The organism is Streptomyces sp. NPDC031340, from assembly GCF_055569945.1.
This window is the reverse complement of the sequence record NZ_JBVIIE010000036.1, coordinates 1-13261: the sequence shown is the minus strand read 5'-3', so window position 1 is coordinate 13261 and position 13261 is coordinate 1. Positions and strand designations below refer to the sequence as shown.

The window sequence follows — 13261 nt, the reverse complement described above, 5'->3', positions numbered from 1 at the left end:
GCGGGCCGCCCGCCCCTCTCCCCCCCTTTGGTCAACTCACCCTCTCCGCACGGTACTTGACACTCCGCAGGCGGATCTCCGCAGGGAGCGCGGCGAGGCCGGCCGAGTTGCGGGCGTGCCTCAACGCCCGGTCCGTGAGGTCGTGCAGGACCATGCCGGGGTCCACGTGCGGCTCCAGACGCAGGGCCATCCGCGCCTCGGGCGCGGTGCGCCGGCCGGTGAGCCGAACGTGCGCCGCCGCGACGCCGTCCGCTTCGCCCGCCTCGCGGGCCAGCACGCCCTCCAGCGCCTTCCCGCGCAGCAGGGCGCCCTCGCCGTCGCCGGTGTCGACCATCACCTCGGCGAGACGGCGGCGGCGCAGGACCGCGGTCAGCCACCACAGGGCCAGCAGGACCAGGACGGCGAGGACGGCCAGGACGGTCGGCCACCACCAGCCGGCGTCCCGCCAGCGGGTCCGTTCGGCGTCGCTGAGGAGCACGTCGTGCCGTCCGTGGTGGATCCACCAGGACGGCGGCCGCAGGCCCAGGCCGACGGCCAGCACGGAGCCGCCCAGCAGGAACAGCAGCAGGCCGACCGTCCCGATCAGCACCCGGTTGACGATCGCGAGCACGGCGCTCACCCCTTCCGTCCGGGCCGACGCACACGCACCGACAGGGCGGGCGGCCGGGCCAGGCCCAGGCCGGCGACCGCGTCGGTGAGCACGAGGTCCAGGTCGGCGCGCACGTCGTCCAGGTCCCGGAAGTGCGAGACGGCGCGCACGTCGGCGTGGGCGCGGCCGATCCGCACCCGCACCGCCTGGATCCCGGCCACCTCCATGGCGCGGTCGCGCAGCACCAGGGAGGCGGCGTCGCGGTGCAGTCCGGCGCGGACGTCGGGGTGGATCCGCCGCATCGGCAGGACACCGCGCAGGCCGGGCGTGGCGGCCAGCACGAGCAGCCACAGGCCGAGGAGCGCGGCGACGCCCGCGCCGAGCAGCACCCAGGTGTCGTCGAGGGGCCGCTCGGCGAGCTGCCGGGCGAGCTCCCGGCGCCGGCCCAGGGCGGGGCGGTGGGCCCGCACGGCTGCGATGTCGTAGAGGAAGACGCCCGCGACGAGCAGGAGCAGCAGCGCGGTGACGCCCGCGGGGACGCGGCGCGCCGACCAGAAGCGGCCCGCACGGCCGCCCACGTCCTCCGGCGGGGGCGGCGGCCCGTACGCCTCGTTCGGGCCGGTGTCCCGCTCGACCACCGGCAGCCGCTGTGTCGTCCCCTCGAAGCCCTGGGGGCCCTGGGGCTCGCTCATCGCGTCCTCCCCTGTGCCGCGTCGTGCGCCGGGGCCAGGTGCAGCCGTTCCACGTGGACGGCGACCTCCGGCACCTCCATTCCCACCAGATCGCCTACCCGCCGGGCCACGTGCCGACGCACGTCGCGGCAGCGGGCGCCGATGTCGCAGGGGTAGCCGAGTTCGAGGTGGACACGGACGTGGGCGGCCTCATGACGCACCACGACGGTGGCGTACGGGGGCGCGGCCGGGGCGGGCAGCCCGCCGAGCGCCTCCCGGGCGGCCTGTCCGGCGATCTTGGCGACGACCCGGTCGGCGATCCGGATCGCCCCGCGTTCGCCCGGCGCGACGACAGCCAGGGGTCCGCGGGACGCGTCGGCGCTCACGGACGTCACCGGCGCCGGTCGTCACGCGAGCGGAAGAAGTCGCCGACCTCCAGGTCCCCTTCCAGGAACCGGCCGACGACGAAGCCGACCGCGCCCATGGCGGCCACCAGCAGGAAGGCCCCGAATCCGCCGAAGTACCCGGCGAACCCCAGCGCCATTCCGGCGATCATGCCGACCACGGCCCTGCTCATGGTGAGCTCCCCTCAGCGGTGCGGACGGTCCGGTGGCGGCCCGGTCACTGGATCCGGGGCTCCGGCTCCTCGCCCTCTTCCTCCGGCAGTTTGACATCGCTGACCGCGATGTTGACCTCGACGACCTCCAGGCCGGTCATGCGTTCCACCGCCGCGACGACGTTCTCCCGGACGGCCCTGGCGACGTCGGCGATGGACACGCCGTAGTCGACGACGATCTCCAGGTCGAGCGCGGTCTGCACCTCGCCGACCTCGGCCTTCACCCCGCGGGCCACGGACTTCGAACCGCCCGGGACCCGGTCGCGCACCGCGCCGAAGGTGCGGCTGAGCCCGCTGCCCAGGGTGTGCACGCCGAGCACGTCCCGTGCGGCCATTCCGGCGATCTTCTCGACGACGCCGTCGGCGATGGTGGTACGCCCGCGGGTGGCGGGGTCTCCGCTGCCCCGCCGCGCCGCCTGCACCCTGCGCGTGGCGGGAGTCTCCGGCACCTCTTTCTGCCCCGGTGGAGTCCCCGGCCGGTTCGGCTCCGTCATCTCGCTCATCGCGGTCACGTCCCTTCCGGTCGCGTGGTCGTCCCCTTCGACCACGGTAAGCGGGTCTGAGCCGCGGTGCGCCGGAGATGCGGCAGGCTGGAGCAATGACGGCGGAGCAGTGGACGCACGCGGTACGGCAGCGGCTGGCGCCCGGCCGGCTGCTGCCCCTGGGCGGCCCCCGGGACGGCGCGTGGATCTCGGAGCAGGCGGCCGGGGCGGTGCTGCGGCGAGCGGCGCGGGAGGTGCCCGGCGTACGGGTCGACGCGCTGCGGATCGCGCTCGCCGACCCGGAGGACGTGTCCGAGCCCGCCGTGCCGCCGCCGCCCGGCGCCCTGCCGCCGGGCCCCCTGCGGGTGACGGCGGAGTTCGCGGCGACGGCGGCCGAGCCGCTGCCCGCGACGGCGGCCCGGCTGCGCGCGGCCCTGGCCGCTTCGGCCACCCGGCTGCTGGGGCCGACGGTGGCGGAGGTGGACCTGCGAGTGGCGGCCCTGCTCGACACCGAGCCCGAGCGCCCGCCCGTCGCGTCGCCGCGGCCGCCGGAGGCCGCGGGGCCGAAGACGCCGGAGGAGGAACGCGTCACCGCCGCCGTCCTGGCCGTCGCGGGCGTGGCCCGGCTGACGGCCCTGCTGGGGCACGCCGTGCACGTCGAGGAGCGGCGGACGGGGGGCGGCCTGCCGCACCGCCACGTCCGGGTGGAGGTGACGGTGGCAGCGGACCACCGGACCGTCGAGGTGGCCCGGCGCGTCCGCGAGGCGGTCGCCGCAACGCTGCCCGGGCGTCCGACCGTGGCAGTGCTGGTGACCGCGGTCGACTGAGCGCGGTCGGCTCACCGCTGTCCGCCGTCGCGGTCGGCTGACCGCTGTCAGCCGGCCGCTGCCGGCTGGCCCGGTCGGCTGACAGCTGTCCGCCGACGCGGTCCACTCACCGCTGCCCGCTGTCCGCTGGCACGGTCGACTCGCCGCTGACCGCCGGCCGCTGCCGGCTGGCGCGGTCGGCTCGCCGCTGTCGGCCAACCCGATCCGCCGGCGCGGTCAGCTGGCCCGGACGGCTGACCCCGGTCCGCCGACGCGGTCGACTCACCGCTGTCCGCTGGCCCCTGTCGGCTGACCGCGGTTCGCTGGCGCGGGTGACTCGCCGCTGGCCGCAAGCGCGGTCGACTCAGCGCTGGCCGCTGGCCGCTGTCGGCTGACCGCGGTTCATGGACAGCGGTGACTCGCCGCTGGCCGCTGGCGCTGTCCGCTGACCGCGGTTCGCTGGCGCGGGTGACTCGCAGCTGGCCGCAAGCGCGGTCGACTCAGCGCTGGCCGCTGGCCGCTGTCGGCTGACCGCGGTTCGCGGACAGCGGTGACTCGCCACTGTCCGCTGGCCCGGTCGGCTCGCCGCGGTCCGCCGGCGGGGTCGGCCGGCCCGGTCGGCCGCCTGCTGTCGGCCGGCGCGGTCGACTCAGCGCTGGCCGCTGTCGGCTGACCGCGGTCCGCCGTCCGCGATCCGTCGGCGCGGTCGGCCGGCCGCTGTCGGCCGGGGGCCTATTCGCCGAGGCCGGCGAGGTCTCGTAGGCGTCGGGCCTGGGCCGCGCGTTCGGCGGCACGCTGGTCGTCGTACGAACGTCCCTGCGCGCCGCGCAGCAGCGCCTTGGTCTCGACCACGGCGTCGCGAGGGGCGGCCAGCAGCGCCGACGCCAAGTCCCGCACCGCGTCGGAGAGCTGGTCCGCGGGCACGGCGAGGTTCGCCAGGCCGGTGCTCACGGCCTCCTCGGCCAGCACGTAGCGCCCGGTGGCGCAGATCTCCAGCGCCCGGGCGTAACCGACCAGGCTCACCAGCGGGTGCGTGCCAGTGAGGTCGGGGACCAGGCCGAGGCTGGTCTCGCGCATGGCGAACTGCACGTCGTGCGCGACGACGCGCAGGTCACAGGCGAGCGCGAGCTGGAAGCCCGCCCCGATGGCGTGTCCCTGCACAGCGGCGATCGACACGATGTCGCTGCGCCGCCACCAGGTGAACGCCTCCTGGTACTCGGCGATGGCCGCGTCCAGTTCGCTGTCGCTGCTGCGCGCGAGGTCGAGGAAGGTCGGCTCGCCTTCGATTCCCTCGGGCGTCAGCATGCGCCGGTCGAGACCGGCCGAGAACGACTGGCCCTCGGCGCGCAGCACGACGACCCGGACCGACCCCGGCAGCAGCCGCCCCGCCTCGGCGAGCGCCCGCCACAGAGGGGCGCTCTGCGCGTTGCGCTTGGCCGGGTTGGTCAGCGTCACCGTGGCGATCGCGTCGTCGACGGTGAGCCGTACGCCGTCCTTGTCGAGTACCGGACCGAGGTCCTGGGCGGGCGAAGCCATGGGGCGCCTCCGATGAGTGCGGTCAGCAGAGCAGAGCTAAGTGACTGCACAGTAACCACCCGGCCGGTCTCACGTCCCCCCGGGTCCCTCAAGGGCCCAGGGGAGACCGACCGGGTGGCCACCATCGAAGCCGATGGGCCGCCCGGGTCAGGACGAAGCGGCCTTCTTACCGCGAGTCGCCCCGCCACGCCCACGCAGCGTGACGCCCGATTCGCTCAGCATCCGGTGTACGAAGCCATACGAGCGGCCGGTCTCCTCGGCCAGCGCCCGGATGCTCGCACCGGAGTCGTACTTCTTCTTCAGGTCTGCCGCGAGCTTGTCGCGCGCGGCGCCGGTCACCCGGCTGCCCTTCTTCAGAGTCTCGGCCACCCGTGCCTCCTCATGGGAAGTGCGCTCTGGTCTCCTCATGATCACCCCTCCGGGCGCTCATGGCCACCCATTCGGCAAGGTCCGTGAGACAGGCTTGTGACGACAGGAGCACATCCCCACATGCGGAACGCCTCATTCCGCACTGTCCCGTTCGTTGGGCCGAACGGGTTCTCCGGCGAAGTTCCTGGTCAGCGACGCGCGACGGCCGAGCCCCCGGCGATGGAGGACTCGGCCGCGAAATCGATGGCGGACACACCCGGGTACCAGGCGATCTCACCCAGATGATGGATCACCGATGAGCCGAATGATCCATACGCCGTTGATCACGAGTTCGGTCAAGCGAGGGCGACGAGGTCGGCGTAGTCGGAACCCCACAGGTCCTCGACGCCGTCCGGGAGCAGGATGATGCGCTCCGGCTGCAGCGCCTCGACGGCGCCCTCGTCGTGCGTGACCAGGACGACGGCGCCCTTGTAGGTGCGCAGCGCGCCGAGGATCTCCTCGCGGCTGGCCGGGTCGAGGTTGTTGGTCGGTTCGTCCAGCAGCAGCACGTTCGCCGAGGACACCACCAGGGTGGCGAGGGCGAGGCGGGTCTTCTCACCGCCGGAGAGCACGCCGGCCGGCTTGTCGACGTCGTCGCCGGAGAACAGGAACGAGCCCAGCACCTTGCGGACCTCGACGAGGTCCATGTCGGGGGCCGCCGAGCGCATGTTCTCCAGGACCGTGCGGTCGGGGTCCAGGGTCTCGTGCTCCTGGGCGTAGTAGCCCAGCTTGAGGCCGTGGCCGGGGACGACCATGCCGGTGTCGGGCTGTTCGACGCCGGCCAGCAGGCGCAGCAGGGTGGTCTTGCCGGCGCCGTTGAGGCCGAGGATGACGACCCTGGAGCCCTTGTCGACGGCCAGGTCGACGTCGGTGAAGATCTCCAGCGAGCCGTACGACTTCGACAGGCCCTCGGCCGTCAGCGGGGTCTTGCCGCAGGGCGCGGGCTCCGGGAAGCGCAGCTTGGCGACCTTGTCGGACTGCCGGACGGCCTCCAGGCCGGCGAGCAGCTTGTCGGCCCGGCGGGCCATGTTCTGCGCGGCGACCGTCTTGGTGGCCTTGGCGCGCATCTTGTCGGCCTGCGAATGCAGCGCGGCGGCCTTCTTCTCGGCGTTGGCGCGCTCGCGCTTGCGGCGCTTCTCGTCGGCCTCGCGCTGCTGCTGGTACAGCTTCCAGCCCATGTTGTAGATGTCGATCTGGGCGCGGTTGGCGTCCAGGTAGAACACCTTGTTCACGACCGTCTCGACCAGGTCGACGTCGTGGGAGATCACGATGAAGCCGCCGCGGTAGGTCTTGAGGTAGTCGCGCAGCCAGATGATCGAGTCGGCGTCGAGGTGGTTGGTGGGCTCGTCCAGCAGCAGGGTGTCCGCGTCGGAGAACAGGATGCGGGCCAGCTCGATACGGCGCCGCTGACCGCCGGAGAGCGTGTGCAGCGGCTGGTTCAGCACCCGGTCGGGCAGGTTGAGCGCGGCGGCGATGGTGGCGGCCTCGGCCTCGGCGGCGTACCCGCCCTTGGTGAGGAACTCCGTCTCCTGGCGCTCGTACTGCTTGAGTGCCTTCTCGCGGGTGGCGCCCTGACCGTTCGCGATGCGCTGCTCGTTCTCGCGCATCTTGCGGATCAGTACGTCGAGCCCGCGGGCGGACAGCACACGGTCGCGGGCGAGGACGTCCAGGTCGCCGGTGCGCGGGTCCTGCGGGAGGTAACCGACCTCGCCGGAGCGGGTGATGGTGCCGGCGGCGGGGATGCCCTCGCCGGCGAGGCACTTGGTGAGGGTGGTCTTGCCGGCGCCGTTGCGGCCGACCAGGCCGATCCGGTCGCCCTTGGCGACGCGGAAACTGGCGTTCTCGATGAGGATGCGGGCACCGGCGCGCAGCTCGATACCGGAGGCGGAGATCACGGACAGACTCCAGGGCGGACAGGGGTTGGCGGGTGGGCGGCTGAGGACGTTCCCGCCGTCTAATGCGCGAGGAGAATGGCCATGGGAGAAGTCTAACGGGCACCTGCAAGCGCTTTTCCGGCTCAGCGTGCGCGGGCCGTTGTCAGTGGCCGCTGTCACACTGGGCGGTGGATGGCATTTCCGACGTGATCACGAGGGAGTGATCGGTATGGCCGGCACGCACGGCGGACGTCCGAGCATCTACCCGACACTGCTGTACGCGGACGCGAAAGCGGCGATGAGCCAGCTCACGAAGGCCTTCGGGTTCACCGAGCTGTCGGTGTACGAGGGCGAGGACGGCGTGGTCATGCACGCCGAGCTGGTGCAGGGCAACGGCGCGGTGATGATCGCCTCCAAGGGCCGCGGCGGCGTCTTCGACGCGGCCATGAAGGACGCGGGCACCACCGGGGTGTACGTCGTCGTGGACGACGTCGACGCACACCACCGCCACGCCGTGGAGCACGGCGCGGAGATCCTGACGCCCCCGGCGGACCAGGAGTACGGCGCCCGGGACTACATGGCCCGGGACGTCGAGGGCAACATATGGAGCTTCGGCACGTACACCCCGGAGATCGGGGCCTGACGGAGCCAGCGGCCCCGTCGAGGGCCCAGCCCCGTCGAGGGCCTAGTCGCCGCCGGTGTGCACCTGGAAGGCGGCGCGGCGGACGGCCTTGGCGAGGGCCGGGTCGGGGTGCGCGGCGGCCAGCGCGACCAGCACCTGCACGGTGCGCGGGTGGCCGACGGCGCGCACCTCGTCGAGCAGGGCCGGCACGGTCGGCTGCACGGCGGACTCCAAGTGGCGCACCAGCATGGGTGCCTCGCCGTGGTCGGCGACGGCGGCGGCGGTGTCCACCCACAGCCAGGTGGCCTCTTCCCGGGTGAGCACCTCGTGGGCGTCCTCGGGGTCGATGCCGTCGTGCTCGGCGAGCCACAGCAGGGCGTAGGGCCGCAGCGCCGGCTCGTCGGCCACGGAACGCACGTCCGCCTCGGCGGGTGCGCCGACCACGCGCAGCGCCTCGAAGGCGAGGCCGCGCAGCAGGGCGTCCTCGCCGCGGGCGGCGGCCAGCAGCTCGGTGACGGCGCTGCCCACGGGGCGGGCGGCGAGCCAGGCGCGGTATTCGGCGCGGGCGGCGTTGGGGCGCAGCTGGGCGCAGCCGCGGAGCATGTCCTCGGCGCCCTGCTCGATGTTCCCGGCGGGGCTCTGGGCGGCGACGCAGATCTGCTCCAGCTTGACCCAGACCGCCCAGCTGCCGAGCGGGGTCAGGGTGGCGTGTCCGTCGCCGCAGGTGAGCGCGCCGACGGAGGCGAGGGCGTGCAGGGCCCAGTCGAGGAGGGGCGCGAGGGGCGTGTCCTGCCAGCCGGGATCGAGCGCCGGGCCGGGCTGGGGGCCGTAGGGGATCTCGCAGCGCTCGGTGCGCAGTTCGGTGACCCGCTGCTCCAGAAGGTCCAGGAGCTGCTCCACCGGGACCGGGCCGGCGGACAACTGGAGGAAGGAGAGCACCTGTGGCATGGCCGAGACGACCTCGGCGACGGCGGCGGGCTCGTGGTGCGCGGGCTCGGGGTAGGCGAGCGACCATGCGTCGAAGAGGGCGACCCAGCCGCGCAGGACGGCGCTGTCGTCGCGGTCCCAGGCGCGCAGCCGCCAGCCGGGCCGGGCGCGGCCGCCGTGCACCTCCACCAGGCCGGCGAGGCGGGCGATGTCCCAGTCGGCGCGCACTTGAGCCGCGCTCAGGCCGAGGTCGGCCGCCGCGTGTTCGGCGGTCGCGTCGGAGAGGGTGGCCTTTCCGTCGGCGGTCACGCCGTCCCGGCCCACGCCGAGCGCGGTGTCGGCCCAGCGCGCGACGCGGGCCGCGGCGGCCAGACCGGAGCGCGCCATCCTGGCCAGTTCCGCGGGGGCCGGTGTGCCCTCCGGAGGACGGGGTGCGGCGCGCCGCGGGCGCCGCTGGTTCACTGCTGAGGGGGCGGCGGCCAGGGGTCGCGGGCGGACGAGTCGAAGCCTGGAGTCGCGCGGGATACGGGACGTCACGGGGGCAGTCTTCCGGTTGACGGTCCGAAAACCCAAACGGAATGTCACCGTGGCCGCTGAACAGGGCGGAAGTCCGGCTTCCACAGGCCCGCCCGGTGCCCGGGACAGGCCGGTTCCGCGGGCTCAAACGGAATCTCCGGGACCGGGGCCGGCAGGGGCTAGCCGCGGCTCACATCAAGGGGGTGAGGAAGCGGCGCAGCGCCTCCTCGTAGGCCGCCGGGTCGGCATTCCACATCGCTCCGTGCGGAGCGTCCCGGACCGTGTGCAGGGCGACGAGGCCGGGCAGGGCGCGGGCGAGGCCGCGGGAGAGGTCCCAGGGGGCCAGGGTGTCGCCCGGGCCGTGCAGGACGAGGGCCGGGACCGTGAGCCGGGCCGCGTCCGCCAGGCCGGCCGTGCGGTCGCCGTACAGGCCGGTGCGGCCCTGCGCGGCCCGTACGGCGAGCGGCAGCAGGGCGGCCGGTGTGCGGCGGGCCGCGGCGAGGGCGCGCAGCGTCGTCGTCCAGTCGAGGACGGGGGAGTCCAGGACCAGGCCGGAGACGCGCTCACGCACGCCCGAGTGCACGGCGGCGCGCAGCGCCATGGTGGCGCCGGTGGACCAGCCGTACAGGACGACCTGCCGGGCGCCCTGCCGCACGGCGTACCGGATCGCCGCGTCCAGGTCGCGCCACTCGGTCTCGCCCAGGTGGCTCAGGCCGTCCGGGGAGCGGGGGGCGCCGGGGTCGCCGCGGTAGGCGAGGGCGAGCACCGGGAAGCGCCGGCGGTGCAGGAAGTCCATGACGTTCAGGGTGAGTTCGCGGGTGGTGCCCAGGCCGTGCACCGCGATCACCCAGGTCTGCCGCACGCCGTGGACGAACCAGGCGGGCAGGGAGCCGAGTTCGCCGGGGATGCGGACCTCGGCGTGGTCCAGGCCGAGTGCGGTGCCCGGGTCGCCGACGTGCAGGTTGGGGGTGAACCACACCTTGTCGCCGGGCTGGAGGGTGCCGCGCGTGACGCGTTCCAGGCGCCGCACGACCGCGTCGGCGGAGTTCCCCGCGGTGCCCAGGACGGGTCCGACGACGGCGTGGGCGCCGGCGTCGGTGAGGCCGTAGGTGCCGGGGCGCGTCGAGGCGAGGTCGCGGGTGAGGGTGATCCGGTCCGGGGCCGTGGCGTGCACGGTGAGCCGGGGTTCGGTGGGCAGGGGCTTGCCCGGCGGCGCCTTGAGCGCGGCGTCGGCGGCCAGCCGGCCGGCGGCCACGCTGGCCGCGCCGGCTGCCAGGACGGCGGTGACGGCGGCGGCCGACGCTCTGACAGTGCGCACCCGTCCAGTGTCCCGGCGGACCGCGCCACCGGCCAGCGGGCGGACGGGGCGGGGTGACGCGGCGGGGCGGGGGCGGGGGCGGACGGGGTGGTTCACCGGGGTGCGCCGGGGCGCGCCGGGCCGGTCAGTCGCGCCGCCCGCGCCGTCCGCGTTGTCAGCGCTGTTCGCGCTGTTCGCGCTGTTCGCGCTGTCCGTACCCCCGCAGCCGCTCCCCCACGTCCGCCAGTTGCTCCGCCGTCAGCAGGGACGGCGACAGACCCGGGACCGCGGACGCCGTCAGCCACAGCCGGCACATCCACTCCAGCTGGGCCGTGCGGTCGTAGGCCTGCTCGAGGGTCGCGCCGTAGGTGACGGTGCCGTGGTTCTGCAGCAGGCAGCCGGAGCGGCCGGCGAGGGCCTGGAGCATGTTCCCGGCCAACTCCTCGGTGCCGTAAGCCGCATAAGGGGCAACCCGGACGGGGCCGCCGAGCGCGGCGGTCATGTAGTGGATCACCGGTAGTTCGGGGACGAGGGTGGAGACGGCCGTCGCGTGCACGGCGTGGGTGTGGACCACGGCGCGGGCCGCGGTCGTGCGGTAGACGGCGAGATGCATGGGCAGTTCACTGGTCGGCACCAGCGAGCCGAGCACCTGTCGGCCGTCGAGACCGACGCCGGTCACGTCGCCCGCGGTCAGCCGGTCGTACGGCACCCCCGAGGGCGTGACCAGCACGGTGTCCCCGACGCGCACCGAGACGTTGCCGGACGTGCCGACGACCAGCCCGTCGGCCACCGTGCGCCGGGCCGTGGCGACGAGGTCCTCCCAGGCGCGCGCCTCCTCGGCCCGCACCGGCCTGCCCGGCCCCTCCGGCCCGCCCTGCCCCTCCGGCACAGTCCGTTCTTCCGGCCCGGACCGCACACCCTCCCGGGCATCCCGTCCGTCCCGTCCGACCCGCCCGTCCGCTCGCCGCTCAGCCATGCGGCGATCCTGCCAGGACGCCCTCGGACCCGCCGCCGTTCCGGCCGGAGACACGGTCCGTGACCACGCGAAACCCAGCCGTCACCGCCAGCCGGGGCAGGCGGCACGGCGGAACCGTCGACCCCCTTTTTCAGACATCCTGCGGTCCGCCTCAGTTCATCTTCCGTTCACCCAGGTTACGTACGTTCGACGCGCCAATGACCTCGAACGATTGCCTGGGTAAATGGAAAACTTCTCGCTGATCCTCGCGATTGTGGTGGCTACCGCACTCGCGTTCGATTTCACGAACGGTTTCCACGACACCGCCAACGCGATGGCCACCACCATCTCGACCGGCGCACTCAAGCCCAAGGTCGCGGTGGCCATGTCCGCCGTGCTCAACCTTGTGGGCGCTTTCCTCTCCGTGGAGGTCGCCAACACGATCTCCAAGGGTCTCGTCGACGAGACCGGCATCCGTCCCGAGGTCATCTTCGCCGCCTTGGTCGGCGCGATCCTCTGGAACCTGCTGACCTGGCTGGTCGGGCTTCCGTCCAGTTCCTCGCACGCCCTGATGGGCGGCCTGATCGGCGCCACCGTCGCCTCGGCGGGCATGGGCGCGGTCCACGGCGATGTGCTGGTGACCAAGGTGCTGATCCCTGCGGTCGCCGCCCCGGTCGTCGCGGGAGTGGCGGCGATGCTCGCCACGCGGCTGTCCTACTCGCTCGGCCGGAAGGCCGACGGCAAGGCCGCCGACAAGGGCTACCGGGCCGGCCAGATCGCCTCCGCGGGCCTGGTCTCCCTGGCGCACGGCACGAACGACGCGCAGAAGACGATGGGCATCATCACCCTCGCCCTGGTCGCCGGCGGCGTCGTCGCCCCCGACTCCGACCCGCCCACCTGGGTCATCCTCTCCGCCGGTCTGGCCATCGCGCTCGGCACCTACATCGGCGGCTGGCGCATCATCCGCACGATGGGCAAGGGCCTGACCGACCTGCAGCCGCAGCAGGGCTTCGCCGCCCAGACCAGCGCGGCCACGGCCATCCTGGCCTCCTCCCACCTCGGCTTCTCCCTCTCCACCACGCACGTCGTCTCCGGTTCGGTGATGGGCGCAGGCCTCGGCCGCAAGGGCGGCTTGGTCCGCTGGTCGACCGCCACCCGGATGGTCGTCGCCTGGGTGCTGACGCTCCCGGCCGCCGCCCTGGTCGGCGCGCTCGCCGAGTCGGTCACCGGTCTCGGCGACTGGGGCACCGCGGTCGTCGCGGTCTTCCTGATCGCCTCCAGCGCCGCGATCTGGAAGATCTCCCGCCGGGAGGTCGTCGACCACAGCAACGTCAACCACGTCGAGGAGCCGGAGGGCGTGGTGACCGCGGCGATCGCCGCCGTGACGCCGCCCCCGGCGGGCCCGGTGGCCGAGGAGCTCACCGCCACGATCCCGTCACCGGCCGCCCCGGCCGCCGTTCCCGACCCGGCCACCCCCGCCACCCAGGCCGCCCCGCCGGCCGCCGCGGTCTGAGCCCCCGGCAGAAGGAAGAGAAGCAGCATGAAGATCGACTGGGCAGCCCTGGGCTCCGTCTTCGGCGTCAGCCTCGCGGTCACCGTGGCCCTGGTGGGCCTGTTCACCCTCGGCGTCATGGGCCTGTCGCGCCGCGAGCGGGCGGTGGCGCAGGGCGACTCGGCGGCCCTCGCGGTCACCGGCGCCTACGTGTGCTTCGCCGCCTGCGCGGCGGCGGTGGCGTACGGCATCAACCTGATCATGGCCAAGGGCTGAGCCCAAGGCTGAGCCGAGGGCCGGGCCAAAGACTGAGGACCCGCGGTCCGACTCTCCCTGGTGGGGGGGGGGGGGGGGGGGGGGGGGGGGGGGGGGGGGGGGGGGGGGGTCTGGGAGGAAAAAACAGAGTCAGAAGGAAAGAACGGGGGGGGGGGGGGGAGGGAAAAAAAAAGGGAACCCCCCACAAGAGAGGA

15 protein-coding genes are annotated in these 13261 nt (G+C 74.1%); 4 read left to right on the top strand and 11 right to left on the bottom strand.

Features of this window, described 5'->3' with window-relative positions:
- Nucleotides 1-31 precede the first annotated feature (31 nt).
- The 5 genes from amaP to ACZ5GT_RS26080 are packed head-to-tail and all read right to left on the bottom strand — an operon-like array spanning nt 32 to nt 2379.
- On the bottom strand, nt 32-610 hold the full coding sequence (gene amaP / locus ACZ5GT_RS26100) for an alkaline shock response membrane anchor protein AmaP (protein WP_469031160.1): 579 nt from the start codon (nt 608-610) through the stop codon (nt 32-34).
- A 5-nt stretch (nt 611-615) separates the two neighbouring features.
- Entirely contained in the window at nt 616-1281 is a 666-nt protein-coding gene (locus tag ACZ5GT_RS26095) for a DUF6286 domain-containing protein (protein ID WP_469030972.1), read from the bottom strand.
- Nucleotides 1278-1655 carry an Asp23/Gls24 family envelope stress response protein gene (locus ACZ5GT_RS26090; protein ID WP_469030970.1) on the bottom strand — a complete coding sequence of 126 codons (378 nt, stop codon included), beginning with the start codon at nt 1653-1655 and terminating at the stop codon, nt 1278-1280. The genes ACZ5GT_RS26095 and ACZ5GT_RS26090 overlap by 4 nt, the downstream gene beginning before the upstream one ends.
- A complete protein-coding gene (locus ACZ5GT_RS26085) occupies nt 1652-1837 on the bottom strand; it encodes a hypothetical protein (protein ID WP_351889585.1) in 186 nt (61 codons plus the stop codon). Before ACZ5GT_RS26085 ends, ACZ5GT_RS26090 begins: the two co-directional genes overlap by 4 nt.
- A 44-nt stretch (nt 1838-1881) precedes the next feature.
- Nucleotides 1882-2379, bottom strand: a complete 498-nt coding sequence (locus ACZ5GT_RS26080; protein WP_469030964.1) for an Asp23/Gls24 family envelope stress response protein — start codon at nt 2377-2379, stop codon at nt 1882-1884.
- Between the two features lie 95 nt (nt 2380-2474).
- Between ACZ5GT_RS26080 and ACZ5GT_RS26075 the strand changes: the two genes are divergently transcribed.
- Nucleotides 2475-3185 carry a nucleopolyhedrovirus P10 family protein gene (locus tag ACZ5GT_RS26075; RefSeq protein ID WP_469030961.1) on the top strand — a complete coding sequence of 237 codons (711 nt, stop codon included), beginning with the start codon at nt 2475-2477 and terminating at the stop codon, nt 3183-3185.
- 711 nt (nt 3186-3896) lie between these two features.
- Here the strand turns inward: ACZ5GT_RS26075 and ACZ5GT_RS26070 are convergent.
- The 3 genes from ACZ5GT_RS26070 to abc-f form a co-directional block, all read right to left on the bottom strand.
- The gene (locus tag ACZ5GT_RS26070) at nt 3897-4700 is read right to left on the bottom strand and encodes an enoyl-CoA hydratase/isomerase family protein (protein ID WP_469030958.1); all 804 of its coding nucleotides are present in this window, start codon (nt 4698-4700) and stop codon (nt 3897-3899) included.
- Nucleotides 4701-4847: 147 nt separating this feature from the next.
- Nucleotides 4848-5069: a helix-turn-helix domain-containing protein gene (locus ACZ5GT_RS26065; RefSeq protein WP_004002281.1), complete on the bottom strand. Its 222-nt coding sequence runs from the start codon at nt 5067-5069 to the stop codon at nt 4848-4850.
- Between the two features lie 335 nt (nt 5070-5404).
- Nucleotides 5405-7003, bottom strand: coding sequence for a ribosomal protection-like ABC-F family protein (abc-f, locus tag ACZ5GT_RS26060; protein ID WP_469030956.1), 1599 nt, complete (start codon nt 7001-7003; stop codon nt 5405-5407).
- A 208-nt stretch (nt 7004-7211) separates the two neighbouring features.
- On the opposite strand from abc-f, the gene ACZ5GT_RS26055 reads away from it, so the two are divergent.
- Nucleotides 7212-7625 carry a VOC family protein gene (locus ACZ5GT_RS26055; RefSeq protein WP_469030953.1) on the top strand — a complete coding sequence of 138 codons (414 nt, stop codon included), beginning with the start codon at nt 7212-7214 and terminating at the stop codon, nt 7623-7625.
- Between the two features lie 42 nt (nt 7626-7667).
- Here ACZ5GT_RS26055 and ACZ5GT_RS26050 read toward each other — a convergent pair whose 3' ends face one another.
- The 3 genes from ACZ5GT_RS26050 to ACZ5GT_RS26040 all read right to left on the bottom strand — a co-directional run bounded on the left by ACZ5GT_RS26050 (nt 7668) and on the right by ACZ5GT_RS26040 (nt 11320).
- Nucleotides 7668-9068 carry a hypothetical protein gene (locus ACZ5GT_RS26050; RefSeq protein WP_469030950.1) on the bottom strand — a complete coding sequence of 467 codons (1401 nt, stop codon included), beginning with the start codon at nt 9066-9068 and terminating at the stop codon, nt 7668-7670.
- 169 nt (nt 9069-9237) lie between these two features.
- A complete protein-coding gene (locus ACZ5GT_RS26045; RefSeq protein WP_469030947.1) occupies nt 9238-10365 on the bottom strand; it encodes an alpha/beta hydrolase in 1128 nt (375 codons plus the stop codon).
- A 154-nt stretch (nt 10366-10519) separates the two neighbouring features.
- Nucleotides 10520-11320, bottom strand: a complete 801-nt coding sequence (locus ACZ5GT_RS26040; RefSeq protein WP_469030944.1) for a class II aldolase/adducin family protein — start codon at nt 11318-11320, stop codon at nt 10520-10522.
- Between the two features lie 223 nt (nt 11321-11543).
- On the opposite strand from ACZ5GT_RS26040, the gene ACZ5GT_RS26035 reads away from it, so the two are divergent.
- Nucleotides 11544-12812: an inorganic phosphate transporter gene (locus ACZ5GT_RS26035; protein WP_469030940.1), complete on the top strand. Its 1269-nt coding sequence runs from the start codon at nt 11544-11546 to the stop codon at nt 12810-12812.
- 27 nt (nt 12813-12839) lie between these two features.
- Nucleotides 12840-13067, top strand: coding sequence for a hypothetical protein (locus ACZ5GT_RS26030; RefSeq protein WP_469030936.1), 228 nt, complete (start codon nt 12840-12842; stop codon nt 13065-13067).
- Nucleotides 13068-13261 lie beyond the last annotated feature (194 nt).